24 protein-coding genes and 1 pseudogene are annotated in these 24,776 nt (G+C 73.7%); 11 read left to right on the top strand and 14 right to left on the bottom strand.

Features of this window, described 5'->3' with window-relative positions; translation table 11 throughout:
- Positions 1–48: 48 nt before the first annotated feature.
- Genes ACQP1S_RS13035 through ACQP1S_RS13025 form a run of 3 tightly spaced genes read right to left on the bottom strand, consistent with a single transcriptional unit; the run spans position 49 to position 2,257 of the window.
- Positions 49–1,002: a PDR/VanB family oxidoreductase gene (locus ACQP1S_RS13035; RefSeq protein ID WP_432906626.1), complete on the bottom strand. Its 954-nt coding sequence runs from the start codon at positions 1,000–1,002 to the stop codon at positions 49–51.
- On the bottom strand, positions 999–1,217 hold the full coding sequence (locus tag ACQP1S_RS13030) for a hypothetical protein (protein ID WP_432906625.1): 219 nt from the start codon (positions 1,215–1,217) through the stop codon (positions 999–1,001). The genes ACQP1S_RS13035 and ACQP1S_RS13030 overlap by 4 nt, the downstream gene beginning before the upstream one ends.
- A complete protein-coding gene (locus ACQP1S_RS13025; RefSeq protein WP_432906623.1) occupies positions 1,214–2,257 on the bottom strand; it encodes a Rieske 2Fe-2S domain-containing protein in 1,044 nt (347 codons plus the stop codon). The genes ACQP1S_RS13030 and ACQP1S_RS13025 overlap by 4 nt, the downstream gene beginning before the upstream one ends.
- A gap of 165 nt (positions 2,258–2,422) precedes the next feature.
- Here ACQP1S_RS13025 and ACQP1S_RS13020 point away from each other — a divergent pair, with 165 nt between their 5' ends.
- On the top strand, positions 2,423–3,217 hold the full coding sequence (locus ACQP1S_RS13020; protein ID WP_432906621.1) for a class I SAM-dependent methyltransferase: 795 nt from the start codon (positions 2,423–2,425) through the stop codon (positions 3,215–3,217).
- A 227-nt stretch (positions 3,218–3,444) separates the two neighbouring features.
- Here ACQP1S_RS13020 and ACQP1S_RS13015 read toward each other — a convergent pair whose 3' ends face one another.
- The 5 genes and pseudogenes from ACQP1S_RS13015 to ACQP1S_RS12995 all read right to left on the bottom strand — a co-directional run bounded on the left by ACQP1S_RS13015 (position 3,445) and on the right by ACQP1S_RS12995 (position 9,081).
- Positions 3,445–4,419 carry a nitroreductase gene (locus ACQP1S_RS13015; RefSeq protein WP_432906620.1) on the bottom strand — a complete coding sequence of 325 codons (975 nt, stop codon included), beginning with the start codon at positions 4,417–4,419 and terminating at the stop codon, positions 3,445–3,447.
- On the bottom strand, positions 4,420–5,508 hold the full coding sequence (locus ACQP1S_RS13010; protein ID WP_432906618.1) for a GNAT family N-acetyltransferase: 1,089 nt from the start codon (positions 5,506–5,508) through the stop codon (positions 4,420–4,422).
- Entirely contained in the window at positions 5,505–5,945 is a 441-nt protein-coding gene (locus ACQP1S_RS13005) for a DUF4188 domain-containing protein (RefSeq protein ID WP_432906616.1), read from the bottom strand. Before ACQP1S_RS13005 ends, ACQP1S_RS13010 begins: the two co-directional genes overlap by 4 nt.
- Before the next feature lie 2 nt (positions 5,946–5,947).
- Positions 5,948–7,528, bottom strand: coding sequence for a phenylacetate--CoA ligase family protein (locus ACQP1S_RS13000; RefSeq protein ID WP_432906614.1), 1,581 nt, complete (start codon positions 7,526–7,528; stop codon positions 5,948–5,950).
- Between the two features lie 169 nt (positions 7,529–7,697).
- Positions 7,698–9,081: pseudogene (locus tag ACQP1S_RS12995) on the bottom strand (FAD-dependent monooxygenase).
- 695 nt (positions 9,082–9,776) lie between these two features.
- Between ACQP1S_RS12995 and ACQP1S_RS12990 the strand changes: the two are divergent.
- Positions 9,777–11,240: an endo-1,4-beta-xylanase gene (locus ACQP1S_RS12990; protein ID WP_432906612.1), complete on the top strand. Its 1,464-nt coding sequence runs from the start codon at positions 9,777–9,779 to the stop codon at positions 11,238–11,240.
- Between the two features lie 256 nt (positions 11,241–11,496).
- Here the strand turns inward: ACQP1S_RS12990 and ACQP1S_RS12985 are convergent, their stop codons facing one another.
- The gene (locus ACQP1S_RS12985; RefSeq protein ID WP_432906610.1) at positions 11,497–11,709 is read right to left on the bottom strand and encodes a hypothetical protein; all 213 of its coding nucleotides are present in this window, start codon (positions 11,707–11,709) and stop codon (positions 11,497–11,499) included.
- Between the two features lie 159 nt (positions 11,710–11,868).
- Positions 11,869–12,849, bottom strand: coding sequence for a S1 family peptidase (locus ACQP1S_RS12980; protein ID WP_432906608.1), 981 nt, complete (start codon positions 12,847–12,849; stop codon positions 11,869–11,871).
- A gap of 119 nt (positions 12,850–12,968) precedes the next feature.
- Here ACQP1S_RS12980 and ACQP1S_RS12975 point away from each other — a divergent pair, with 119 nt between their 5' ends.
- Both ACQP1S_RS12975 and ACQP1S_RS12970 read left to right on the top strand, forming a co-directional pair.
- Positions 12,969–13,628 (top strand): response regulator transcription factor, encoded by a 660-nt coding sequence (locus ACQP1S_RS12975; protein WP_432906606.1) that lies wholly within the window; start codon positions 12,969–12,971, stop codon positions 13,626–13,628.
- Positions 13,625–14,737 (top strand): HAMP domain-containing sensor histidine kinase, encoded by a 1,113-nt coding sequence (locus ACQP1S_RS12970; protein ID WP_432906604.1) that lies wholly within the window; start codon positions 13,625–13,627, stop codon positions 14,735–14,737. The genes ACQP1S_RS12975 and ACQP1S_RS12970 overlap by 4 nt, the downstream gene beginning before the upstream one ends.
- Positions 14,738–14,773: 36 nt before the next feature.
- Here ACQP1S_RS12970 and ACQP1S_RS12965 read toward each other — a convergent pair whose 3' ends face one another.
- Both ACQP1S_RS12965 and ACQP1S_RS12960 read right to left on the bottom strand, forming a co-directional pair.
- The gene (locus ACQP1S_RS12965; RefSeq protein WP_432906602.1) at positions 14,774–16,216 is read right to left on the bottom strand and encodes an RICIN domain-containing protein; all 1,443 of its coding nucleotides are present in this window, start codon (positions 16,214–16,216) and stop codon (positions 14,774–14,776) included.
- Between the two features lie 631 nt (positions 16,217–16,847).
- The gene (locus ACQP1S_RS12960) at positions 16,848–17,321 is read right to left on the bottom strand and encodes a septum formation initiator (RefSeq protein ID WP_432906600.1); all 474 of its coding nucleotides are present in this window, start codon (positions 17,319–17,321) and stop codon (positions 16,848–16,850) included.
- A gap of 217 nt (positions 17,322–17,538) precedes the next feature.
- Here ACQP1S_RS12960 and ACQP1S_RS12955 point away from each other — a divergent pair, with 217 nt between their 5' ends.
- Together ACQP1S_RS12955 and ACQP1S_RS12950 are read left to right on the top strand one after the other, a co-directional pair.
- Positions 17,539–18,840: an ATP-binding protein gene (locus ACQP1S_RS12955; RefSeq protein ID WP_432906598.1), complete on the top strand. Its 1,302-nt coding sequence runs from the start codon at positions 17,539–17,541 to the stop codon at positions 18,838–18,840.
- 76 nt (positions 18,841–18,916) lie between these two features.
- Positions 18,917–19,411, top strand: coding sequence for a PepSY domain-containing protein (locus ACQP1S_RS12950; RefSeq protein ID WP_432906597.1), 495 nt, complete (start codon positions 18,917–18,919; stop codon positions 19,409–19,411).
- A gap of 96 nt (positions 19,412–19,507) precedes the next feature.
- Here the strand turns inward: ACQP1S_RS12950 and ACQP1S_RS12945 are convergent, their stop codons facing one another.
- The gene (locus ACQP1S_RS12945; protein ID WP_432906595.1) at positions 19,508–20,893 is read right to left on the bottom strand and encodes a PQQ-binding-like beta-propeller repeat protein; all 1,386 of its coding nucleotides are present in this window, start codon (positions 20,891–20,893) and stop codon (positions 19,508–19,510) included.
- 223 nt (positions 20,894–21,116) lie between these two features.
- Here ACQP1S_RS12945 and ACQP1S_RS12940 point away from each other — a divergent pair, with 223 nt between their 5' ends.
- Together ACQP1S_RS12940 and ACQP1S_RS12935 are read left to right on the top strand one after the other, a co-directional pair.
- Positions 21,117–21,317 carry a hypothetical protein gene (locus ACQP1S_RS12940; RefSeq protein ID WP_432906593.1) on the top strand — a complete coding sequence of 67 codons (201 nt, stop codon included), beginning with the start codon at positions 21,117–21,119 and terminating at the stop codon, positions 21,315–21,317.
- Complete coding sequence (locus ACQP1S_RS12935; protein WP_432906591.1) at positions 21,314–22,042, top strand: isocitrate lyase/PEP mutase family protein; 729 nt, start codon at positions 21,314–21,316, stop codon at positions 22,040–22,042. Before ACQP1S_RS12940 ends, ACQP1S_RS12935 begins: the two co-directional genes overlap by 4 nt.
- A gap of 63 nt (positions 22,043–22,105) precedes the next feature.
- Here the strand turns inward: ACQP1S_RS12935 and ACQP1S_RS12930 are convergent, their stop codons facing one another.
- The gene (locus ACQP1S_RS12930; RefSeq protein WP_432906590.1) at positions 22,106–22,546 is read right to left on the bottom strand and encodes a hypothetical protein; all 441 of its coding nucleotides are present in this window, start codon (positions 22,544–22,546) and stop codon (positions 22,106–22,108) included.
- A 134-nt stretch (positions 22,547–22,680) separates the two neighbouring features.
- Between ACQP1S_RS12930 and ACQP1S_RS12925 the strand changes: the two genes are divergently transcribed.
- From ACQP1S_RS12925 to ACQP1S_RS12915, 3 genes are all read left to right on the top strand, one after another.
- Positions 22,681–23,190, top strand: coding sequence for an O-acetyl-ADP-ribose deacetylase (locus ACQP1S_RS12925; RefSeq protein WP_432906588.1), 510 nt, complete (start codon positions 22,681–22,683; stop codon positions 23,188–23,190).
- Between the two features lie 151 nt (positions 23,191–23,341).
- A complete protein-coding gene (locus ACQP1S_RS12920; protein WP_218108226.1) occupies positions 23,342–23,911 on the top strand; it encodes an RNA polymerase sigma factor in 570 nt (189 codons plus the stop codon).
- On the top strand, positions 23,908–24,711 hold the full coding sequence (locus ACQP1S_RS12915; protein ID WP_432906585.1) for a hypothetical protein: 804 nt from the start codon (positions 23,908–23,910) through the stop codon (positions 24,709–24,711). The genes ACQP1S_RS12920 and ACQP1S_RS12915 overlap by 4 nt, the downstream gene beginning before the upstream one ends.
- The last annotated feature ends 65 nt before the right edge of the window (positions 24,712–24,776 follow it).

Here is a 24,776-nt window from a genome sequence, read left to right as displayed (position 1 = left end):
TCCCGGTTGCCCACGCATCCCGCCATCCTCCCCGCCCGCGCCGGCCGGTCACAGCTCCAGGACGAGCCGCGGCGTCCGGGCCCGGGAGACACAGATCATCATGGTGTCCCCGGCGGCCCGCTCCTGCGCGGTGAGCAGGCTGTCGCGGTGCTCCGGCACCCCGGCGAGCACCGGGGTCTCGCAGGTGCCGCAGGTGCCCTCCCGACAGGACGACAGGACCGGCACCCCGGCCTCCTCCACCGCCCGCAGGATCGGGATGCCCGGCGGCACGGTCACCGTCCGCCCGGAGAGCGCCAGTTCGACCTCGATCGCCGTCTCCGGCTCCCCCGTGTCGCCCCGAGGGGCGAACCGCTCGACGTGCAGTCGGCCGGGCGGCCAGTCGGCACAGTGTTCCTCCACCGCCCGGACCAGGGATTCCGGGCCGCAGCAGTAGACGAGGCCGTCGCCGGGCCGGCCCAGCAACCCGGCCAGGTCGAGCAGCCCGGTCTCGTCCTGCGGACAGAGGCGCACCCGGTCGCCGTACCGCTCCCGCAGGGGCGTGGCGAAGGCCATGGTGGCGCGGCTGCGTCCCCCGTACGCCAGTCGCCAGTCGGCGCCGGCGGCGTCGGCCGCGGCGACCATCGGGTGGATCGGGGTGATCCCGATGCCGCCGGCCACGAAGAGGTACCGCCGGGCCGCGACCAGCGGGAAGGTGTTGCGGGGCCCGTGCACCCGGACGGTGACCCCGACGGTGAGCCGCCCGTGCGCCCGCCGGGAGCCGCCGCGCCCGTCCGGTTCACGCTGCACCGCGATCCGCAGCACGGACCGGTCCGCCGGGTCGCCGCAGAGGGAGTACTGGCGGACCAGCCCCGGGCCCAGCGCCAGGTCGACGTGCGCGCCCGGGGTCCACCCGGGCAGGTCACCACCGTCGGGGCGGGCCAGGCTGAGTGCGACGACCTCCGCCGCCACCTGTTCCCGGGCCACCACCGTCAACTCCGTCCCGGCCAGCCCGTCGCCGGTCACGCCGGCACCGCCAGCCGGCCGGGCGGCCCGGACGCCGGCACGGCCGCCGCCGCGTGGCCCTGCGGGTGGCCGAGCAGCCACTCCCACAACACCACCGGCTCGTCGGCGAGGCGCTCCGCGCCACAGTGGCAGGTCCCGCGCAGGATGTCGGTGCCCGGCACCCAGTGCACCCGGTAGACCCGGTCGCCGCTGCGCCCGCCGGCCCGGGAGGTCACCGCGGCGCTCCCGCCGTCCCCGACCCGACCAGCCGGGCCAGCAGCCGCCGGGCGGCCAGCCCACCGGTGTCGATGTTGATGCTCAACTCCTGGTACCGCTCCGGCTCGGCCGCGATCACCCGCTCCAGGATGTTGAGCGCCGCCACGTCCTGCATCACCACGGTGTGGTTGCTCTGGTGCAGGTAGTCGCTGACCGACTCGTCGTCGACCGCGAAGTCGCGCGCCACCGCCCAGAAGTCGTACGTGGTGTGCGCGGTGGACGGGGTGATGGCGTAGACGATCTCGGCGTGGAAGGCGTCGCTGTCCTCCCCGTCGACCGGCGGATGGACGCCCTGCGGCGCGATCCGGCTGTGCAGCAGGTAGAGGCAGGGCGGGTGGTACTCGATGTCCTGCCAGCGGGTGATCCGGCCCTGGATGCCGGTCGAGCGGGCATAGAACGGCGGGCACTCGGCGTCGTCCATGTGCCGGCGGACGTGCACGATGCCCCGCTCCTCGTCCACCTCGGTGGTGATCGGGGTGTTCGCCACCTCCGGTGTGCCGATGTAGCCGCCGTGCAGGTAGGTCTCGTGGGACAGGTCCATCAGGTTGTCCACCAGCAGGCCGTACCGCGCGTCCAGCGGGGCCATGCCGCGGACCACCGCGTACCGGGGGTCGGCCAGCCAGGGCGCGCGGGGGATCGTGGCCGGGTCGGCCCGGTCCCGGTCGCCGATCCAGACCCAGACGAGGGAGTCCTGTTCCACCACGGGGTAGGCCGCGACCCGCGCGGTGCGCGGAATCCGCTGCTGACCGGGTACGAAGACGCAGGTGCCGGTCGGGTCGTAGGTGAAGCCGTGGTAGCCGCAGACGATCGTGTCCCCGTCGAGCCGGCTCTCCGACAGCGGGTAGCGCCGGTGCACACACCGGTCGGCGAGCGCCACCGCCTCCCCGGCTCCGGTGCGGTACAGCACCAGGGGTTCGCCGAGCACCGTCCGGGCGAGCAGGTCCCGGCCGACCTCACCGCCGTGGGCCGCCACATACCACTGGTCACGGGCGAACTCCATCCGAACGACCTCCCGCCGGGCGAACATCGATGGAGCCGAATCATCCCGTCCCACGCCCAGGACCGGGACGGGGGCTTTCACTGAGTGGAAGCTGGGGCGTCGAGGCCCCGCCCGCGGACGCGGACCGGGGCGCAACGGTGCCCGGATTTCCGGCAGGATGGTGGGGTGAGCACGAGGGGCTACGCGTTCGACAATGCGAGCGACCAGGCGGGCGAGCACCACGACGCGCTGGCCGACCTGCTGGACGAGCCGACCCGGGCCGCGCTCGGGCAGTGGGGTGACCTGACCGGCAGGCGGTGCCTCGAGGTGGCCGCCGGCGCGGGCAGCATCGCGGTGTGGCTGGCCGACCGGGCGGCCGAGGTGGTCGCCACCGACGTCGCCCCGCAGCACATCCCGACGCACCCCCGGCTCGTCGTGCGCCGCCAGGACATCGTCACCGACCAGCCGCCGGGCGCCTTCGACCTGGTGCACGCCCGCCTGCTCCTCGGCCACCTGCCCCGCCGCGGGGAGGCCCTCCGCCGGATGGTGGCCGCCCTGGCACCCGGCGGCACGCTGCTCATCGGTGAGTTCGCGCTCCCGCCCGGAGATTTCGTCTCGTCGGCGCCGGACGAGACGACCGCCGACCTGTTGACCCGTTACCTGGCGGCCCACACGGCAACTCTCGTCGCCAGCGGCCTCGACCTCACCTGGGCGCAGCGGGCGCCCGAGGTCTTCGCGGCGGCCGGCCTCGTCGAGATCGGGTCCCGCACCACGACGGGCCGCTGGCGCGGTGGCGATCCGGGTTGCCGGCTGCTGCGGGCCGGTATCCCGCAACTGCGCGCCGGTCTCCTGGCCCACGGGTTGACCGACGCCGACCTCGCGGCGACGATCCGGGCCTTCGACGACCCCCGGGTGGTCGTCGGGGGCTTCCACTTCGTCCAGGTCGGCGGTCGCATTCCCCGACGGTCCGGCCCCGCCTGACGACCGGGCCCCGCGCCCGGCCGGCATCCCCGGCGGCGGGATGCCGGGGAGATGGGCGACTCGGCGATGGTCCGGGTGGTGACGGACTCCTCGGCGACGGCGTGCGGCCGGGCGTCGGCGGGCGCACCCTCGACGGCGAGCCGGCGCGGCCACCGTACGCCGGCCGGCGAGGATGCGCGGTCGGCAACCGGACAGTGACCCGGGCCACCGGGCGGAGCGTGCCGTGGTCAGGCCCGCGCGCCGACGACCCGGCGGGCCGACCGGGGTGCGGGCCGGGTGGGCCGGCCCACCCGGGCGACGTGCAACAGGCGCTGCGGCGCGACGCCGAGCAGCGCGCCGAGCACCGTCCGGGTGGCGGGGACGTCGATGAGCTGGCTCAGCGGATGTGCCGCCAGCCCCGCCGTGTGCAGGACCAGCCAGTTGCGCAGCAGCACCCGACCGAAGTCGACCTGGCCGGGCTCGTCGAGCTGTTCCGGGGCGACCAGCACGAGCACGGTGCCACCGTGGGCGAGCGGGTCACCAGCGGCGGCGGCGAGCAGCCTCGGCAGGCCCAGCGGGCGCAGTGCCGGGTATCCGGCCAGCGCGACCCGCAGCCCGGCGGCGGCGGGGCGGGACAACCCGAGGCACCGGTCGGTGAGCCCGTCGGCGCGGTAGTCCGGGTGCGCCGGGTCCAGCCGCAGCCAGCGCCGCAGCTCGGCGACGACCGGCGGGTCCGCATAGAGCCGGCGGTCGGCGGCGCGCAGCAGGGCCCCGAGCCGGCCGGCGTCCGGCACGGCTCGTACGCTGCCGCCTGCCTGTCGGGCGACCGCGTCCACCGCCGCCAGCGTGTCCTGGTCCACGCCCCCGGCGAGGTGGCCCCGGTCGGTCCGGCGTTCCCACACGTCGGTGGTGCGAAACGGTGTCGGGTAGCGGTCCGGGGCGGGCCGCAGCCACCCCACCCGGCGGTGCCGTTCGTCGTGGTCGGCGGCGTACTCCAGGCGCAGCCCGGCGTCGGCCGCGACGATCAGGCAGGTCTCGACGAACGCGCCGAGGGACAGCCGCAGGTCCCGGCCGGTGGGGTCGGCGGCGGGCAGGGCGCGGGCGGGGTCCCAGCCGATCCGGATCGCGTCGGGCCCGTGGCGCAGCCGCCAGGGTTGGGTGTTGTGTGCGCTCGGGGCCCGCCAGCACCACGGTTCGAGCGCGCGGAACGCGTCGAGGTCCACCTAGCGCTCCTTGGCGTAGAAGGTGTAGCCGTGCAGCGGGCGACCGCCGAGCCGCCGGTACTGGGCGGCCGACGCGGCGTTGTCCCGCTCCACGTACGTGCTGCGCAACGTGGTGTATCCGGCGGTGTGCAGGTTGCGGTGCAGGTGCGCGGCGAGCAGTCGTTGGTAGCCCCGGCCCTGGTGCGGTGGGACCACCCCCTTGACGATCAGCACCGCCTCCCGCCGGTACCGGCGGCGGGCGGCCAGCAGCCGCGCCTGGTTGACCAGGTGCAGGTCTCCCCGGACGGCGACCAGGAACTCGCTGATGTCGGGCACGCAGAGCACGAACGCCACCGGGCGGTCGTCGCGGGTCAGGTAGAGCAGCAACGACTCGTCCAGCAGATAGGCCAGCCCGTCGGTCTGCCGCCGCAGTTGCGCGGCGGAGATCGGCGTGTAGTAGCCGAGCTGGGCGAAGGAGGCGTTGAGCATCCCGCGCAGCAGGTCGAGCTGCTCGTCGAGGCGTCGGACGTCGCCCCGGTGCAGCGCGATCCGCGCGCCGTCCGGGTCGACGTCGACCGGTGGGGTCGGCTCCGGCGGGACGGGCACCGGGCAGATCCAGGTGTCGGACTCGAACCGGCGGCTGAACCCGTACGCCTCGTAGGCGGTCGCGTACCACGGCGGGTTCCAGGCGCTGTCGATGAAGCCCCGCTCGGCGTGCCCGGAGGTGATCACCCCGCCGGCCTGGTTGGGCAGCAGCGCCACCGGGCCGAACAGCAGGTCCCGGTCGGTGTCGGCGTGTGCCGAGATCGCGTCGAACAGCGGCTGCGCAGCCGGCTCGGTGAACTCGGTGAGCCCGAAGAGCTGGCACCGGCGGCCGAGCTTGGCGTCGAAGTCCGCGTCGGTGTGCAGGGTGGTCCGGCCGACCACCGTGCCGACGGCGTCACGCAGCAGGTAGAGCGGCACGCCGGCCCGCCACCAGCGCCGGATCTGCTGTCGTGGCACGGGCACGTGGCGCGGCTCGCCGGCGTACAGCCGGTCGCCGAAGGCCAGGAACTTCCGCAGGCCGCGCCGGTCGGTGACCCGCTCGAACCGGTGGTCGGGCGCGCTCATCGGCGGACCACCGGCCCGGTCGTCTCCGTGCCCAGCGGGGTGAAGGTGTCGATGTGCCCCAGCTCGGGGCCTTCGGCCCGCCAGGCGCCGTTGGAGTAGCCGTCCGGGGCGGCGGTGTAGAGGCGGATGAAACCGGCGGTGGCGTTGCGGGTGCCGTCGGTCAGCCAGATCATCAGCCGGCGGTGGTGCCGGGTCCGGGCGAAGCGCAGCATCGCGTCGCGGTCGGTGAAGAACGCGATGGTGCCCAGCGTCAACGGGAACTGCCAGTAGACCGTGTGCCAGCAGTAGCCCTTCATCCGGCGCAGGTCGCGGACCATCCGGAACCAGGACGGGGCGAGCCGCAGCAGCACCAGCGGGTTGGCGTAACGGGTGCCGCCGATGAACATGGCGCCGGCACGGGCCTGCGCGGGGGCTCGGGAGAAGTCACGGGTACGCATGGTCACCTCACCAGGTAGCTGTTCTTGATCTTCTGTTGCCCGGCGAACGGGCCGGTGCCGGGTGCGTGCAGCTCCACCCGCAGGTCCCCGGCGGTCGAGTCCTCCACCAGGGACTGGGCGAAGTCCCGGGAGACCGAGGTCAGGTGTCGGCGCACGCCCCGGCGGCACGCGTCGGCGAGCGCGTCGCGTTGCGGGGCGGCCAGTGGGCGGCGCAGTTCCAGGTGGATCACCGGTCGGGTCTCCAGCGCCGTGTCCTCGACCAGGGCGAGACAGAACCGGCTGATCTCGGGGGCGTACGGGTTGCCGACGTAGAGGCCGTACTCGACGTCCTGCGGGTAGAGGTTCGCGCCGAGGTAGGAGATGGTGGAGTCGCTGCGGCCGAAGAGCAGCAGCAGCGGCAGGGTCATCCGCTCGGCGCAGACCGCGGTGCGCAGCTCGGCCCGGCGTACCGGGTCGGCGCACACCAGCTCGACGACCCGCTGGTACGACACGAGCAGCGCCTCGTCCCCGACGTTGTACCGCAGCCGGGGCTGGAGCACGTCACCGCCGGTGACCGTGCAGACCAGTTCCCGTCGTTCGTTGGTCTCCAGGTAGGTGGCGAACGGGTTGTACTGGAACACCATCGGCAGCCGTTGCTCGTCGACGCCGAGCAGCGCCGCCCGCAGCCCCCGGTCGGTCTGCAGCCGCCTGCGCAGCCACACCGTGAACCGGGTCTCCGCACCGATGCCGATGCTCAGGTCCGACGCCCCGTACGCGGACCGGACGAGGGTGAAGCGCTGCTCCAGGTAGTCGCGCAGCGCCTCGGTCATCCCCTCGCCGCCGCAGCTGGCGGAGACGCGGTAGCGCGACCAGGGGAAACCCTCGGCGTCGAGCCGGTCCCGCAGGTGCTTGAGGAACGGCGGGTAGGCGGTCACCAGGTAGTCGAAGTCGGGTCCGAACTCCCGCAGCGTGTCGATGATCTTCCCGAGGTCGGGGCCGGTGTTCTTCACCACCGCGATCCGGGCCATCGCCGCGCCGGTCGTCGTCCCGGTCGCCCAGGCCCCCATCGAGTAGGCGTTGATGACGAACGGCCGACGCATCGGGAAGACCAGCCCGGTGTAGCCGGCGATGTCCCGGTGCACGGCGCGCAGTTCCCGGTCGCTGCGGGGCCAGTTGAACGGCTGCCCGGCCGAGCCGGCCGACTCGTCGACCACCACCCCCCGGGTGGGGAACCGCCCGTGCCGGCAGCGCGCGGCGGCGTCGTGGGCCGTGACGTAGCTGGCCTTGTCGGTCTCCGGGAAGTCGGCGAGCCGGCGGCGCACGCCCGTCGGGCGGGCCCGCAGGAAGGCCCGGTAGGCGGGGACCTGGCGGGCGGCCCGCGCGCACACCGCTCGGGCGTGCGCGGCGGCCAGCCCGTCCAGCACCGGGTGGTGCCGGCGCGCCGTCCAGCGCCAGCCGGCGGGATGGCGACCGGCGAGCCGACCCAACCCGGCCACCGCGCGGCCGAGGGCGCCCAGGACGACCTGCCGGCCGTGCGCCACCACGGCCGGCAACGGCGATTCGACGGTACGCAGTGCGAGGGGGCGGTGCGGTAGCTCGGCCATGCGGAACACTCTGTCCGTGCCGCCGCGCCGAGTCCTGAGGCCGGGTGCGGGGCGTACCTGAGTATCCCTACTCGGTCGGCTCACCCGACCGCCCGTGGCCAGCGTGTCCCCGGTGTCGTGCCGGGGTGTTCCCGGCACGACACCCGCTGACCGGGCGGTGCGGCCGGGGTCAGGTGGTGGGTCTGCCGAACCAGCGGCTCAGCTGGTCGTCCAGGTCGGGTTGGTCGTCGCCGATCCAGGCGACGTGGCCGTCGGGGCGCAGCAGGACGGCCGGGGCGTCCAGCGCCGCCGTGGGGTCGGGGAGGTGGTCGACCCGGTCGGCCCAGCGGGCGACGCCGAGCCGTCCGGTGCGGTCCAACAGCAGGCCCCGGCCGTGGCGTAGCAGGTCATAGAGGCGGCCCGACCGCACGTCGATGTCGCGCAGCCGCCGGCCGAGCAGGTCGGGCCCCGCACCGAAGTCGTAGCGGACGCCGATCGCGGTGATCTTCTCGGTCAGGTGGCGGTTCACCGCGTCGAAGGCCATCAGTTCGGTGAGCAGCCTGCGGACGGCCTCCGGGCCGGGTCCGGTGGAGAGCAGCTCCGTCTGGGCGCGGGTGTTGTCCAGCACGTCCGCGGCGACCGGACGACGTTCCGCCTGGTAGGTGTCCAGCAGTGGGTCCGGTGCCCAGCCGCGGACCTGGGCGGCCAGTTTCCAGCCGAGGTTGACCGCGTCCTGCACACCCAGGTTGAGGCCCTGCCCGCCGATGGGCGGATGGATGTGCGCCGCGTCGCCGGCCAGCAGCACCCGCCCCACCCGGTACGCGTCGGCCAGCCGGGTGGCGTCGCCGAAGCGGGACAGCCACCGTGGGGAGTGCGCCCCGAAGTCGGTGCCGGCGACGTCGCGTAACCGCTGCCGGACCTCGGCGATGGTGGGCGGTCCGGCGCGGTCGGTGACCCCGGCGGCGGGGACCACGACGCGCCAGTTCCCGCCGCCGAAGGGGGTCAGGCTGAACCGTCTGTCGACCTCCCCGAGCCCGGCCAGGGTGGCCGTGATCTCCTGCGGCGACATGCCGACCGCCAGCTCCCCCATCAGCGTCTCGGTGCGTGCGGGCTCGCCGGGGAAGCCGACACCGAGCAGCTTGCGCACCGTGCTGCGCCCGCCGTCGCAGCCGACGAGATAGCGGGCCCGCAGGTGGTGCCCGTCGGCCAGCGTGACGGTCACCTCCTCGGCGTCCTGCCCGAGGCCGACCACCGTCGCACCATGGCGGATCTGCGCCCCCAGGTCGGATCGCGTGCTCTTCGAGCAGTTGCACGACGACCGGCTGCGGGATGCCCAGCAGGTAAGGGTGGGCGGTGTCCAGATCGGCGGGCGCGGGTGCGGCGATCGCGGCGAAGAAGCCGGCGGCCGGTCGTCGCCGGCCGTGTTCGTGCAGGCGCGTGAGCAGACCGCGCATGGCCATCAGCTCGACGCTGCGGACGTGCAGGCCGACGATGCGCACCATCGACGAGGGCTCGGTGTCCCGCTCCAGGACGAGCACCCGCACGTCGTGCAGCCGCAGTTCGGCGGCCAGCATCGCGCCGGTGGGTCCGCAGCCGGCAATGATCACGTCGGCGTCCCGGGGTGGCCGGTCGGTGCCGGCCGGGGGCGGAGAGCCGGGGGCGGTGTCCCCGACGGGGCGGGGCGCGGCCGGGCCGGCGGACGTGGTGGTGGTGAACTGCGACGGATGCACAGGGAGTGCCTTTCGGGAGAGCCTGGTGGGTGGGGCGCTCCCGGGCGACAGCTGCCTCGGTCACCCGACCGCGACGGAAAGAGGGAGCACCCACGTCGGTACGGCGTTCATGGGTCTCACCTCCTCGGGCGGTGTCACGGGCAGCAGCAAAGTACGCGCCCGGTCGGTGGCCTGTCCAGCGGCTTTCCCGCCGCCTGACCAGTGACCTGCCCGGGTTTCGAATGTTTCGCCGCCCGCCGCATCCACGGTGGCCCCTCCCGCGAGCCGTCCTGGTGGTGACGTGCGACCTCCCCCTCATCCACCTGCGAGAACCTGACTTCTGTCCGCCCCGGGCACCGGAACAGGTTTCCGGAATATTTCCGAAAGTTGTTGACAGTACGGTCGGCAGGTATCGATACTGACCCTTCGATAGGCATACACATGCATCGATTATTGGCGTCATGCAGCAAGGAGGGCCCGTGAGCAGCAGCCTGAGGCAGCGAATGAGAGTCAGCAGAATAGCCTTGCCAGCGGCGGTGTTGATGCTGGTCGGGGGTGCCGTGACGGTCCAGTCCATCACCCCGGCCGCCGCGGCCGAGACCACGCTGCGCGCCGCCGCCACCAAGGCCGGGTTGTTCTTCGGCACCGCGTCCTCGCCCAACCGGCTCTACCCGATCCTCGGTCAGGAATTCAGCCAACTGACCCCCGAGAACGACATGAAGCCCGACCGGATCGCCACGTCGAGCGGTGGGCTGCAGAACACCAGCGGCGCGGACCAACTGGTCAACCACGCGCAGAGCAACAACATGGTGGTCCGGGGACACACGTTGGTGTGGCACTCGCAGGCCGGCGCGCTCCAGGGTGCCAGCCAGTCCACGCTGAACACCTTCATCGGCAACGCCATCAACCGCTGGGGCAGCAAGATCGCCTACTGGGACGTGGTCAACGAGTCGCTGGAGGACAACAACACCGGCCGCCGCCGCAACCAGTGGCCACACACCATGAACCGGGACGCCAACGGTGACGGTGACTTCTTCGACGCCGGCGACACCGACGTCATCCGGGACTCGTTCATCCGGGCCAAGCAGGTCGTGCAGGCCGGCGGGTTCTCCACCAAGCTCTGCATCAACGACTACGACGTCGAGGGCCTGACCGTCAAGGGCGGCGGTCCGAACCGCAAGGCCAACGCGCTGTACGACATCGTCCGCACCTACCGGCAGTACATCGACTGCGTCGGGTTCCAGTCGCACTTCAACGACAACCCGAACAGCATCATCACCAACGACCTGCAGGCCAACATCCAGCGCTTCGCCGACCTCGGCGTCGAGGTGCACCTCTCCGAGGTGGACATCGACGACGACCTGAGCAACAACGACATCGGCGCGGGCCAGGCGGAGAACTACCGCAAGGTCGTCCGGGCCTGTCTGAACGTCGCGAAGTGCACCGGCATCACGGTCTGGGGCATCTCCGACAGCGAGTCGTGGCGCTCCTCCGAGCGGGGCCTGCTGTTCACCGGCAGCAACGGCAGTTACCAGAAGAAGGCCGCCTACCACGCGGTCCTCGACGAGCTGAACAAGGGCCGGGGCAGCACGCCGACCACCCCGCCGCCCACCACGCCGCCGCCCACCACCCCGCCGCCGACCACGCCGCCGCCCACCACGCCGCCGCCGACCACGCCGCCGCCGACGACCCCGCCGCCGACGACCCCGCCGCCGACCACCCCGCCGCCGACCACCGGCTGCACGGCGACGGTCTCGCTGAACTCGTGGACCGGCGGCTTCGTCGCCACCGTACGGGTCACCGCCGGCACCGCACCGATCCGCGGCTGGAACGTCCAGCTCACCCTGCCGTCGGGCGCCACGGTGACCAGCGTCTGGAACGCCGACCGCACCGGCACCAGCGGCAGCGTGCAGTTCAGCAACGTCAACTACAACGGCACGGTCAACGCCGGCCAGTACACGGAGTTCGGTTTCCAGGGCACCGGGGCCACCAGCGGCCTGACCCCGGTCTGCACCGCCTCCTGAGCACCGACTGTCCTGGACGGGCGCGGGTCGTCCGTCCAGGACAGGTCAGGGACCGGCCCTGACCCGTGTCGTCGGCCACGGCGACGCGGGTCGGCCGGTCCCGCTTCGCGTTCCCCGGCCGGCGGGCCGTCAGCCGAGTCGGGGGCGCGCGGCCGGGCTGCGGCACCCCGCCCACGGCCCGTCGGTACGGCGTCCGCCAGGTAGGCCCGCGCCGGGCCGACCGTCCGGCTGCCGCCGCCCGACGACACCCGGACCGTCAACTCGGCAGGGTGTCGCCCCCCACCGGCCCCGGGGCGACTGCCGTGGCCGTCGGCCAGCGCAGGTCGACCCCCCGCCGCGTCAGCGCGGACTGGAAGTCCTCAAGGGCCTTGGCACTGTCGCGGACCCCGTGCGGCGAGGTCTGCCGGTCCAGGCAGTAGGCGGCCAGCGCGCCGGCGGCCTCACCGATCGACCACTCCGCCTGGTGCACCCGCTAGCAGCCGTTGGTGATGTAGGTGGGCCTTGCCGGCGGCGATCACGTTGGTGACCCGCTCGGGCAGCAACGTGACCCGCTCGGGCAGCAACGCGCTGCACGCGGCTCCGACCTGCGGGATTGCGGAATCCGCCCGTACCGCATCGAGGTCGACGACTACCGCACCCGGCCGGCCCGCCGCCCCACCCGGTCGACGTCCTGCCCGGCCCGCGCCCGCACCGACGCCGCTCGTCGGCGTCGGCGGGTCACCAGCGCCACCGGGGTAAGCAGCAGGAGCGCCAGGGCCGTGCCGATGCCGGCCGACACCCAGCGGGACGGGCCGTTGGCCGGATCGGTCGTGTCGGTGATCCAGTCGCGGAGCGTGTCGGTGCGGGCGCTGAAGTCGGGGCCCGGGTGCGGGCATCCCGGGCCGGTGCTGACCACGGCGACCAGGACGGCCGTGCCGTCCGCCTGCTCCCGGAAGTAGGGCCCGCCGGAGTCGTGCGGGCACGGGCTGGTGTCCGCACGGGGCTGCCGGCCGGAGGTCTCGATGACGTCGGCACCGACCCGGCCGACGGTGAACTGCCCGGTCTGGAGCCGGTCCGTCGGCGTCGGCCCGTCGGCGGTGGTCAGGCCGTACCCGGTCAGCCGGAGGACCTCGCCCACCACCGGCGGGGTGTCGCCGATCCGCACCGGCGTGACGTCGGTGATCGCGGTGCCCAACTCGACGAGGGCCACGTCAGCGGCGTCCGACTGGCGGACCCCGACGACCTCGCTCTGGTGTCCGGCCCGACTGCCGAGGTCGGTGCGGCCGACCGTGACCAGGGTCCGGCGGGCCACGGCCCGGCTGACCCGTTGCCCGCCGGGGTTGCGGAAGCAGTGCCCGGCGGTGATCACCCAGCGGGGCGCGATCAACGCGCCGGAGCACCAACTGTCCCGGGTGCCGCCGCCGGTCGCGGGCAGATCGACCATGGTCAGCCGGACCGAGAACCGGTACGCGCCGTCGGCCGCGTCCTCGCCGTGGGCGATCGCCGATGCCGGTCGGACCGCGACGGGGGCCACGGCAACCGCCGTGGCGGCCAGCACGACCATGACACAATTCGTGGCGAGTCGGAGCAAGGTGTCACCAACCTGTGCGAGCAGGAGCAGGAACTGCACCGATGCTGCGGGGTCGGCCGTGGGTGCCGCGTCAGCGGCGCCCTTATCGGTTCTTTATGCGGCGGGTGCCAGCCTTGCCGACGGTCCCGGACACCACGGAACGACCGGCAGGAGACGTAGTGCGGGTGCTGATGGCGGACGACGAACGGGTGCTGGCCGACATGGTGGCCGAGGGGCTGCGCCGGTTGTCCATGGCCGTCGACGTGGTCTACGACGGCGACAGCGCCCTGGAACGGCTCGCGGTCAACCGCTACGACGTGGCCGTCCTCGACCGGGACATGCCCGGTCAGACCGGTGACGAGGTGTGTCGCTGGATCGCCGGGTCCGACACCGGCACCCGGGTGCTGCTGCTGACCGCCGCGGCCGGCATCCGCCAGCGCGTCGAGGGGCTCGGCCTGGGCGCGGACGACTACCTGACCAAACCGTTCGCCTTCGCCGAACTCGTCGCCCGGTTGCAGGCGTTGTCCCGACGCTCGGCCCCGGCGCTGCCCCCGGTGCTGGAGCAGGACGGCATCGTGCTGGACGTCACCCGGCACACCGCCTCCCGCGACGGTCTGGTGCTCGCGCTGTCCCCCAAGGAGTACGCCGTCCTGCACGTGCTGATGCGCGCCGGTGGCCGGGTGGTCAGTGCCGAGGACCTGCTGGAGCAGGCCTGGGACGAGCACACCGACCCGTTCACCAACACGGTACGGACCACCGTGATGACGTTGCGCCGCAAGCTCGGCGACCCACCGGTGATCCACACCATCCCCCGCGTCGGCTACCGGCTCGGCGCATGAGGTTCCCCTCACCGGCCCGGCGGATGCTCCTGGTCTTCGGGATACTCCTGCTCGCCGCCCCGTTGGTCACGCCGGCCGCAGATCTCCTGCTCTCGCTGTGGCGGGAGTTCGGCCCGTCCTGGTGCGCCAGACCCGAGTGGCAGGCGCCGGACGGTGACGCCTCGTTCGCCTGTGTGCAGGTGTTCCGCCGGCCCCGCATTCCCCTGGCGATCGCCCTGACGGTCGTGCTGCTGAGCATGCTGGCGGCCTGCTACCCGGCCGCCCGCTGGTGCCTGCGACCGCTGCGGGACCTGGTCCCGGTGATCGCCAACGTCGGACCGCAGAACCTGGGTCACCGGCTGAAGCCCGGTCCGGGCCGCGACGAACTGGCCGTCCTGGGCCGCACCATCGACGAGATGATGGACCGGATCGCGGTGGGGTACGAGGCCCAGCGCCGGTTCGCCGCCGACGCGTCGCACGAGTTGCGGACCCCGCTGGCCGTCCAGCGCACCCTGATCGAGGTCGGCCTGGCCCGCACCCTCAACGACGACCAGCTCGCCCTGCTCACCGCGCAACTGCTGGAGACCAACGAGCGCAACGAGCGCCTGATCGAAGGGCTGCTGGTGCTCAGCGAGAGCGACCGCGGGCTGCTGACCCGTACCCCGCTGCGGCTCGATCGGATCGTCGCGACGGTGCTCGACGCCCACCGGGCCCGGGCCGACGAGGCCGACGTCACCATCATCAGCCAGCTCGGCCCTCGACTGGTCACCGGTGAGCAGGTGCTGCTGGAGCGGTTGGTGGCCAACCTGGTGCAGAACGGCCTGAAGTACAACCGGCCCGGCGGCACCCTGGAGGTGCGGGTGGGCGCGGACCCGGCGCTGGTCGTCGAGAACACCGGCGACGACGTGCCACCGGACGAGGTCGCCGCCCTGTTCGAGCCGTTCCGGCGCAGGTCCGGTGTCCGCATCGACCACAGCGGCGGTGCGGGCCTCGGGCTGTCGATCGCCCGCTCGATCACCCGGGCCCACGAGGGCACCATCACCGCGTCCTCCCGCGGCCGGGACGGCCTCCGGGTCCGGGTCTCGTTCCCGGCGGCGGGCGACGACCCGGGGGCCGGGACCGGCGGCTGAGCCGCACCGCCGGTCCCGGCCCCCTGCGCCACGTCGTCAGACCGTCGTGCGGGACCACTGCTGGTTGGTGCCGGTGTTGCAGGTGTACTGCTTGAGGACCACGCCGTCGGCGGTCGACGCGGCCGGCACGTCCACACACTTGCTGCTGTGGCGGGCCCGCAGCTGGAAGTAGCTGCCGTTGGTGACCATCTGGAACTGCTGGTTGGTGCCGCTGCCGCAGGTGTACTGGACGAGTTCGGCGCCGTCGGCGGTGGAGGCGCTGACCACGTCGAGGCACTTTCCGCTGTGCCGGCTGACGATGCGCCAGTAGCCGCTGCCGGCGTCCTGGAACTGCCACTGCTGCCAGGCGTTGCCGCCGTAGGTGTACTGGCCGACCCGCGCGCCGTTGTCGGTGTTCGGTGCCTGGACGTTCATGGCCTTGCCGCTGTGCCGCACCGTGACCTGGTAGAACGTCCCGGTCGACGGCGGGGGCGTCGTCGGTTCGTTGCCGATGGTGTCGCCCCAGCCGTACCGGATCCGGTCGGCACCGGAGGTGTTGCGGATGGTCAGGTTGAGGTCGGTGCCGCTGCCGCTGAGCGAGTACATCGAGTACCAGTCGTAGCCGATGGTGCCGGGCTTGCCGCCGAGGGCGGGCCAGTAGGTGCCGCCCATCTGGTTGTTGCGCATGACCTGGGCCATGGCGCGGATGTAGCGCACGAAGTTGTCGGTGCTGTTGGGGTCGGCGTAGTTGCGGCCGTCGTTCATGGGCGCGCCGTACTCGGTCGCGACCGCGCGGGAGGCGCAGTTGCCCAGGCGGGCCTGGATGTGGCCGAGGAAGGCGTCGTAGGTCATCGCGCCGTAGAAAAAGGCGTAGTAGTGGAAGGAGAGCAGCGTCGCGTTGAAGCGGCTGTCGTTGCAGATGTCCCGCAGGTCCTGGCTGAAGCCGGTGCCACCGATCAGCACCCGGCCGGGCGGTGCCGAGGGGTGGGAGCTGAGCCAGTTCGCCGCGACGTTGCGCCAGTCCGCCGAGCTGTAGCCGTGCGGTTCGTTCATCGGCTCGAAGTAGACGTTGGGGTTGGCACCGTAGGTGTTGGTCACCGTGGTCCACATCGCGTTCCACGCGCCGAGATTGGTGATCCGGCCGCCGGAGGCGGCGCCGTCCTCCCAGTAGGCCAGGATGACCTTGAACCCACGGGCGGTGGCGGCGTCGATGGCCCCCCGGTACGCCTCCCACCACGCCGTTCCCACCGTGTGGGTGTTGACGGGCAGCCGCACGGTGTTGACCCCCATGGTGGCGGCCATGTCGTCATAGAGGGCGTTGGCCTTGGCCCGCACCGTCGCGTTGCTGTCGGAGGCGCTGAGACCCTGCACGACGAGGGGGCCCTTGCTGAAGTTGTCCCCCAGCACGGCCCAGTTCATGCCCCGGAACTGACTGGTGGCGGCGGTGGCCGGCGACGACGCGACGACGACCCCGCCGACCAGCGCGGTCGCCGCGGCCACCAGCGCGACCAGCAGCCGACGCGACGACCGGGCACCGCGTGACGGTCCTGGGACGCCCCCGGCACGCGCCGCGGTCCGGGGAAGGAATTGGTCGATCACGTGATCTGGCCTCTCTGGGGTCGGACCGCGGACTGATGTCGTCCGGGTGTCATCGGCAGCGGAGAACGACAGGGGCACCCCCGATCGGGGCCGGCCCCGGTGGAGCGGCACCAGCGGTCGTGCCCACCCGTACCGCGACACCCGGCCCCGGGTGTCGCGGTACGACCGACAGCCACGCTCCCCCGAGCCGCCCATGCCGGGGCGACCCTTCGGTGGTCGACCGGACCCACCGGTTGCCGCCGGGGGCCAGGTGCCGCAGGTGCATCACCGCCGCTGGGGGGTGCACCTTGTTAGCGTTAACAGCAGTACATCCGGCTCCATCCCCGGGACCTCGCGGCCCCGTGTGGGTGACATGCCGAACGAGCAGCTCCAGAGCACCTTCAGGGGCATTGCCGAAGTGTTCCAGTTGTTACGTACGCATTGCAGACAAGTGTTAGCGATCGCATCTGGAGTGTCAAGGCATCGAAGGACCTCGTCGCATCGAGGACCCGGCCCTCCTGACCGAGGACCTGCCGCAGGCCCGGGAGGCAGCTCAGTCGCCGTCCCCCGGGCGGACCACCGGCTCGCCGCCGATGCAGCCGACCTTCACCTCGAACTCCCCCGCGGGGCCGGCGAAGGTCACCTCGGCGTCGTCGTCCGGCCCCCGGTCCACGTCCTTCACCCGGTAGTCCTGTGCCGGCGCCCAGGAGACCAGCCGCACGTCGGCCCCCACGCACTCGGCGACCGCCGTACCCCCCGGGGTGGCGAAGCTGCGGCGCAGGCCCGGTGTCGCGGCGGCGCCCGGCGGGGACGTCGACCCGGAGCCCGCCGGGCTCGGCGACGCCGTCGGCGGGGACACCGGCACCGGGGCCGCCAGGGCCCGCTCGACCTCGGCCTGGCTGCGCACCCCACCGGGGGTGCCGGTGATGCTCTCGCCGACCAACCGGATCGCGGCCACCCCGATCAGGGTGGCGACCACGGCGGCGGCCAGCCAGCCGGCGGTGGCGAGGAGCGTGCGACGACCCATGCCCCGACTATGCCGGATCGGCGGCTAAGCCCCGCACGGCAGGAGGATAAGCGAGGGTTAACGAGTGACCCGCAGGCCAGGGGGACCGGCTAGCCTGCCTAGCGGTGGTATACCTGCTCCGCGCCGGTGCCGGTGACGCTCAACGGGCCGACGCCGCGCCGCCCACGCCCCGCGCGGTCGCCGGGGCGCGGCGGAGCGCTCCCGGACAGGAGGACGGATGAGACGGCGGTTGGCGCTCCTGGTCGCGGCGACCACCTGCCTGACCCTGGTCGCCTTCCTGGTGCCGCTGGCGCTGCTGGTGCGCACGGTCGCCGAGGACCGGGCCACCGTCCGGGCCACCGCCGACGTGCAGGGGCTGGTGCCGGTGGTCGGCACCGCCGACACCGCGACGATCCGGTTGACCGTGGAGCAGCTCACCGCCGAGTCGGGCCGACCGGTCAGCGTCTATCTGCCCGACGGCACGGTGCTCGGCGCGCAGGAGCCGCGTACCGCCGCGGTGGCCCTCGCCGCCCGGGGCCAGAGCCTCACCGCGGAGCTGGACGGCGGTCGGGAGATCGTGATCGCGGTGCAGGGCCGGCCCGACGGCACCGGCGTGATCCGCACCGTGGTCCCCCGGGCCGACGTCACCGCCGGGGTGGCCCGCGCCTGGCTGGTGCTGGCCGCGCTCGGCATCGTGCTCGTGCTGCTCAGCCTCGCCGTCGCCGACCGGCTGGCCCGGACCCTGGTCCGGCCGATCACCGAACTCTCCTCGGTCTCGCACCGGCTGGCCAACGCCGAGCTGACCGCCCGCGCCGAACCGGCCGGTCCGCCGGAACTGCGCGAGGTCGCCGGTGCGCTCAACCACCTGGCCGCCCGGATCCAGGTGCTGCTGCGCGAGGAACGCGAGCAGGTGGCGGACCTGTCGCACCGGCTGCGCACACCGCTGACCTCGTTGCGGCTGGAGGCGGAGTCGCTGCGCGACCCGGACGACGCGGCCCGGGTGGCGGCGGCCGTGGACGGGCTGGAACGGGCGGTCACCGGCCTGATCCGGCAGGCCCGCTGGCGCAGCGGCCCGGCCGACACCGGTTCCGGCACGGTCACCGCCGACGCCGCCGCGATCGTGGGCGAACGGGTCGCCTTCTGGTCGGTGCTCGCCGAGGACACCGGCCGCACGGTCACCCTCGACCTGGCGGCCGGACCGTTGCCGGTCGGGGTGCCCGCCGACGAGCTGGCCGCGGCCGTGGACGCCCTGTTGGGCAACGTCTTCGCGCACACCCCGGACGGCACCGGGTTCACCGTCCGGTTGACCCGGGAGGCGGCCGGCGCGGTGCTGTCCGTCTCCGACGCGGGGCCGGGGATTCCGGCCGGCCTGATCGCGCGGGGCGCCAGCCGGGCCGGCTCGACCGGGCTCGGTCTGGACATCGCCCGGCGCGCCGCCCAGGCCAGCGGCGGCCGGCTCGACCTGGGTGCCGGCGCGGCGGGCGGCGCGGTCGTGACGCTCCGGTTCGGACCGGCCGCAACGTCCTTAACCGGGCCTTAGCATTCGCACAGCGCGCCGCTATCCGCCGCCGGGGCAAGCTCGCTGCAACAACCGAGAAACCCCGGAGGTACGCACCATGAAGCGCACATCCCTGCTCCTGGCGGCAGCCGGCGGTGCCGTCGTCCTCGCCGTCACCGGCACGGCGCTCGGCGTATCCGCCGCAGAACGGGCACCGGTCGCCACGCCCACCGCCGAGACGACCGCTCCCGCCCCGGTCGACCCGAGTGCCGCCGCCCCGACGCCCGGCACGCCGAGTGGCACGCCGACGACCGGAACGCCGGCCCCGGGTGGCAGCACCGCCCCGGCCACCGACGATGCGGTCAGCCAGCAGCGGGCCGGCGAGATCGCGCTGGCCAAGGCCGGTGGTGGTCAGATCACCGAGATCGAGCGCGAGCGGGAGAACGGCCGCCCGGTCTGGAGCGTGGAGATCATCAACGGCGGCACCGAGCACGAGGTCGAGGTCGACCGGGAGAACGGCACCGTCGTCAAGTCCGAGCAGGAGAAGGCGGACGACGACAGGTCCGGCAAGGACGACGACGATGACGACTCGGATGACGGCGACGACGACTGACCGGTCGGCCGACTGAGCAACCGCACCACGGCAGTGAGCTGAGTGCCCCGGCGGATTCCGCCGGGGCACGTCGCTGTCCGGTGCCGGCCGGCCGGTTCAGAAGGTGTGCAGGTCCACCGCGAGGCCGCCGGCACCGGAGTGGCTGACCGCGACCCAGTCCCTGCCGGCCCCGGCGAGCCAGCCCGGATAGCGGCCGAGCAGGCGGCCGGTGCCCACCTCGTACACGAGCACCTGCGGTCGGTCGTCCTCGGCGCCGCTGACCGCCACCAGCCCGGCGGTCACCGCCGACCGCCAGCTCGCCGAGGTGCCGGCCAACCCCGGGTCCGGCGCGGTCCAGCGGGACGCGCCGGTGGCCAGGTCGAGCAACGCCAACTCCCCCGCGTCGGCCTTGCCCCGCACCAGCACCGACCGGTCGTCACCATCGATCGGTACGCCGGCGACGGCACCCTTCCAGACCGTCGCGCCAGTGCGCAGGTCGACCAGTTGCGGTCGCTCGTCGGCGGTGACCGCGACGAGCCGGGTGCCGCTCCCGATCAGGGTCTGCCCGTTGCGGTCGTGGGCCAGCCGCTTGGCGCACTCGCCGTCCTCCCGGCGGCCGCTGTAGACCGCGCCGGACCAGCCGCGGGCTCCGGTGGCCGTGTGGACGCTGGCGATGCTGACCGTGCAGCGCCGGTCACCCTTCGGCGGATCATTGTCGGTGCTCACCAGCAGGTCACCGGCGACGAACCCGTACCAGGCCCGGTTCGGCAACCGGCCGGCCCCGGTCCGGCCGGTGGTCGGGGCGACGGGGGTGTAGGTGGCCGGCCGGTCGGAGGTGCTGAGCCGTACCGCGACGTACCGGCCGGCGGCCGGCGCGTACGGCGTGCGCGCGCCGAGGGCCACGTCGCTCACCCGGGCGAACCGGTCGGAGGGCAGTTTCCACAGTTGCCGGCCGCTCTGCACGTCCCGGCCGATGATCGCGCAGGTCGCCGCCCTGCCGGTGCCGGCGCATTCCCTGGCGTAGACGGCCTGCGCGTCGACGACGACGTCCTGGCTCTCCGCCGCCCGCCACCGGGTGACGCCGGTGGCCGCGTCGAGCACCTCCACGCCGCCGTCGTCGTTGTCACTGGCCACGATCGACCCACCGGCGATCACGTAGCGGTAGCCGGTGGTGAACGGATGACGCCACCGGTCCTGCCCGGTGGCGCGGTCCACGGCGTGTAGTTCCCGCTCGTCGGGGACGACGATGAGCTGCCCGGTCGCACCCAACTCCTGGTCCAGCCGCCGGACCGGTGTCGACCAGGCCGGCCGGGGGCCGTCCGTGCCGGGCGAGGTGGTGCCGTCGCGCAGGCTCTCCTGAGTTTCCTCGATCTGGGTCTCCTCGACCCGCACAGGCGGCCGCTGCGCCCGCTCGGCCCGGGGCGCGGTGCAGCCGAGAAGCGCGAGAACCAGGCTCAGTGCCACGGCGATGCGCCAACGGGCGGGTCGGTGTGACGGCGACAACGGTCTTCTCCCTCGATCGGCGGTCAGAGCCGCCACCCTAGGCCCCGAACGCACACCCCGCCCGTCGATCTCCGGTGACCAGGCATGGCGGTCGGGCGGCGCGGGGCAGCGGGTCGTCCGCGGCTCGTCGGCCGGCGACACCAGCTCCGAGCCGGCCCCTCGCCCCCTGCCGGCCGGGTCCGCTCGACCGGCACCGCGCGGTGCGGGTCGTAGGGTTCACCACATGCCGATCAGCTGTCCCGACGCCGTCCTGAACGACTCTCCGTCCGTGCCGCCGCCCGCCCCGGCGGCGGCGCGGACCACGGTCGGCGACCTGCCGGGCGAGGTGGTGCGGGTACGCGGGGCCGGTGAGCCGACCTCCGGGGCCGGGCCGCGTCCCGACGGGGAGCACGTCCCCGCCCTCGTCGACGGCGGCCGGGCATGAGGGACTTCGCCGCACTCCACCGCACCGGCGATCCGCTGGTCCTGCCGAACGTGTGGGATGTCGCCTCGGCCCGCGGCCTGGTCGACGCCGGCTTCCCGGCGCTCGGTACGACCAGCCTCGGCGTCGCGGCCGCCCACGGTCTGCCCGACGGGGTCCGCGCCGCCGACGCCCACACCCTGCGCCTCACCCGCAGCCTGGTGACGCTCCCGGTCGACATCACCGTCGACATCGAGACCGGCTCGGTCGACGCCGCGGTCGCGGTGGCGCAGGCGGGCGCCGTCGGCGTGAACATGGAGGACGCCATGGGTCCGGCGCAGGCGCACGCCACGCTGATCCGCGCGGTGAAGCGGGAGGTCGCGCACCTGTTCGTCAACGCCCGGACCGACACCCACTGGCAGCGTCGCGGCGACCTGACCGAGACCCTGCGCCGGGTGCGGCAATACGCCGACGCCGGTGCCGACGGCGTGTTCGTTCCCGGCCTGGCGGAGCCCGCCGACATCGCCGCCGTCGTGGCGGCCGTCGACGTCCCGGTCAACGTCCTCTTCCTGCCCGGACGGCACACCGTCGCGGCCCTGGCCGAGCTCGGTGTACGGCGGATCAGCACCGGTTCCCTGCTCTTCCGCGCCGCGCTCGCCGCCTCGGTGGAGGCGGCCCTGGCCGTCCGCGACGGCCATCCGGTGCGCGGGAACCTGCCCTCCTACGCGCAGGTCAACAGCGCGCCCTGACGGCAACGGCGTCGGGCGGCGCACCTACCGGACGGGCGGGCGACCCGCCGACCGGGCCACCGGTCAACGGCGGCGGGTGGCCAGGGCGACGAGGTACTGTCCGCCGCCCTGCTCGACGCTGGCGGTGACCGGCAACCCGGGCGCCAGCCGGGAGAACCGGTCGACCAGCCAGTCGGCCGCCTCCTGGGCGTCCCTCCTGCTGGGGCAGCGGGCGACCAGCTCACGGCCACCCTTGCGTTCGAGCCGCTCGGCGACGGCGACCAGCGGCGCGGGTTCCACCACGTGCAGCCGGTCCGGCCAGGCGATGACCACCTTGACCGCGCCCTTGCGGGTGTTGCAGGCGCGGTGGGCGAGCCGCTCGACGACCTTGGCCTTCCGGTCGGCGGTCCGGCTGTCGACGCTGGGACCCCGGGGGTCGTTCACCGACCTGTCGGCGTCGACCGGCTCGTCGCACACCCAGCACCGCCAACCGTCGCGCTGGGCGACGTCATCGAGGAGACTCATCCGAGCAAACTAGCGCGGGTCAGCCCCCGCCGACCCGCAGCCCCGACCACGGCGGCCCGGCGGGAGCGCCGGACGACACCGGTGGCGGGCGGGCGACCCGGCGGGACTTCGCCCTGATGTGTCAGGATTGTGCGATGGCAGTGATCGAGGTCGTCAAGGGTAACATCACGCGGGAGAACGTGGACGCCATCGTCACCGCCGCGAACGAGTCCCTGCTGGGTGGTGGCGGTGTCGACGGCGCGATCCACCGTGCCGCCGGGCCCCGCCTGGCCCACGCCGGGGGTGCGGTCGGCCCCTGCCCGCCGGGCGAGGCGATGCCGACCCCGGCATTCGACCTCGACCCGCCCGTGCGGCACGTCATCCACACCGTCGGGCCGGTCTGGGAAGGCGGCGGCCACGGCGAAGCCGAGACCCTGGCCTCCTGCTACCGCCGCAGCCTGCAGGTCGCCGACACCCTCGACGCCCGCACCGTCGCCATCCCCGCCATCGCCACCGGTGTCTACGGCTACCCGCCTGACCAGGCCGCCCGCATCGCCGTCGCGACCATCAGGTCCACCCCGACGAGACTCGAACGGATCCGACTCGTCGCCTTCGACGACGACACCCACGCCCACCTGCGGGCCGCGCTGACAGCGGCCGGATGACCCGCCCGGACCGCCCGCCGGCCGGGACCGGTGGACGGGTCCTCCCCCATCACGGGTGGCCGGACCACCCCGCACCGACCCCGATCTTGAGTGTGATGGCGATCACACGAAAGCGGGACCCGGTCCGGGTGGGCCCGTCGTCTTACCGGGTGTGAGAACAGACCTGGACGCGGCCGACGAGGGCGAACTCGTACGACGCGTCGCCCGGGGAGACAGGCGGGCGTTCGACGAGCTCTACCGGCGTACCGCGCCGTGGTTGGAGGTGCGCCTGCGTCGCCGCTGCGCCGACCCCGACATCGTCGCCGAGGTGCTCCAGGACACCTACCTGGCGGTCTGGCGGGCAGCGGGCAGCTTCGCCGGCAGCCGGGCCAGGGACAGCGGCGGGGCGCAGGGCAGCGCCGTGGGCTGGCTGTGGACCATCGCCGCCCACCGCCTGGTCGACGCGTTCCGCCACCGGGCGCGCAAGGGCAAGGTGCCGCAGATGGAGCTGACGCCGAGCACGGCGCCCGCCGCCGAGGACGAGGTGATGGCCGCCCGGATCGGCCAGGAACTGGAGCAGGCCCTGCTCGTCCTGCCCCCCGAGGTCCGGGCCGCGTTGCGGGCCACCGTCCTCGACGGGCTCTCCTCGCGCGAGGCGTCGGTGCTGCTGGGCGTACCGGAGAACACCGTGAAGTCCCGCGTCCGCCGAGCCCGGATCGCCCTACGGGAGGCGCTGTCATGACCACCCATCCCAGCCTGACCCAGATCGACCGCTACGCCGCCGGGGATCCGGAACTCGACGAACCCGGCGTCTGGGCGATCGAGGTGCACCTTGAGGACTGCGCCGACTGCCGGGCCCGGCTGGCCGGCAGCACCACCGTGGCGAGCCGGGCCGTGATCGACCAGGTCGCGCTGGTGCTGGACCGCGAGATCGCGACAGCGTCGGCTCCCGCCCGCCGTGGCCGGTCCTGGTCGGTGCTGCGCCACCGCTGGTTCGTCGGCACCCTGCTGCCCTGGCTGGCGATGACCGGCACGGTGCTCGTGTGTGCCGCCCTGCTCGGCGCGCTGTGGGTCGGGATCCCCTCGCTGGTGCTGCTCATCGCCCCACTGGCTCCGCTGCCCGGGGTGGCCGTCGCCTGGCACCGTCGGGCCGACCCGGCCTGGGAGCTGATCGCCACCACGCCCGCCGCCGGCCTGACGATGCTGCTGCGGCGTACGGCTGCGGTGTTGGCATTCGTCATTCCCGCGCTCGCGGTGGTCGGTGCCGGCACCGGGCTGTCGTTGGCCCTGATGCTGCTGCCCTGCCTGGCGTTCACCGCCGCCACGCTCCTGCTGGGCACCCTCGTCGGGGTACGCCGCGCCGCGATCGGACTGATCGCGGTCTGGACGCTCGCGGTGATCGCCCCCAGCGTCATCGCCGCCCGGCTGCCGGTGGTGCTGTCGGCGCAGAGCGCCCGCAGTTGGGCGCTGGCGACGGTGCTCCTGACCATCATGGCCCTCCTGCGGGTCAACGGATTCCGGCGGCTCTCCCACCACGAGTAGCCCCCGCCCACGTCACACGCCCACCCGGGCCCTACCACCATGCCGCCTTTCGGCGATCACTGAAG

It is taken from the genome of Micromonospora matsumotoense (genome assembly GCF_050951065.1).
Taxonomy (GTDB): domain Bacteria; phylum Actinomycetota; class Actinomycetes; order Mycobacteriales; family Micromonosporaceae; genus Micromonospora; species Micromonospora matsumotoensis.
Note: the sequence above shows the minus strand (reverse complement) of the source record. Positions and strands in the feature narration are given on the sequence as shown.

Coding starts and splice junctions, on each gene's coding strand:
- ACQP1S_RS13025 (WP_432906623.1), bottom strand. CDS start 2,257: ATGGAGTTCGCCCGTGACCAGTGGTATGTGGCGGCCCACGGCGGTGAG.
- ACQP1S_RS13010 (WP_432906618.1), bottom strand. CDS start 5,508: ATGAGCGCGCCCGACCACCGGTTCGAGCGGGTCACCGACCGGCGCGGC.
- ACQP1S_RS13005 (WP_432906616.1), bottom strand. CDS start 5,945: ATGCGTACCCGTGACTTCTCCCGAGCCCCCGCGCAGGCCCGTGCCGGC.
- ACQP1S_RS13000 (WP_432906614.1), bottom strand. CDS start 7,528: ATGGCCGAGCTACCGCACCGCCCCCTCGCACTGCGTACCGTCGAATCG.
- ACQP1S_RS12970 (WP_432906604.1), top strand. CDS start 13,625: ATGAGGTTCCCCTCACCGGCCCGGCGGATGCTCCTGGTCTTCGGGATA.
- ACQP1S_RS12960 (WP_432906600.1), bottom strand. CDS start 17,321: ATGGGTCGTCGCACGCTCCTCGCCACCGCCGGCTGGCTGGCCGCCGCC.
- ACQP1S_RS12955 (WP_432906598.1), top strand. CDS start 17,539: ATGAGACGGCGGTTGGCGCTCCTGGTCGCGGCGACCACCTGCCTGACC.
- ACQP1S_RS12950 (WP_432906597.1), top strand. CDS start 18,917: ATGAAGCGCACATCCCTGCTCCTGGCGGCAGCCGGCGGTGCCGTCGTC.
- ACQP1S_RS12940 (WP_432906593.1), top strand. CDS start 21,117: ATGCCGATCAGCTGTCCCGACGCCGTCCTGAACGACTCTCCGTCCGTG.
- ACQP1S_RS12935 (WP_432906591.1), top strand. CDS start 21,314: ATGAGGGACTTCGCCGCACTCCACCGCACCGGCGATCCGCTGGTCCTG.
- ACQP1S_RS12930 (WP_432906590.1), bottom strand. CDS start 22,546: ATGAGTCTCCTCGATGACGTCGCCCAGCGCGACGGTTGGCGGTGCTGG.
- ACQP1S_RS12925 (WP_432906588.1), top strand. CDS start 22,681: ATGGCAGTGATCGAGGTCGTCAAGGGTAACATCACGCGGGAGAACGTG.
- ACQP1S_RS12915 (WP_432906585.1), top strand. CDS start 23,908: ATGACCACCCATCCCAGCCTGACCCAGATCGACCGCTACGCCGCCGGG.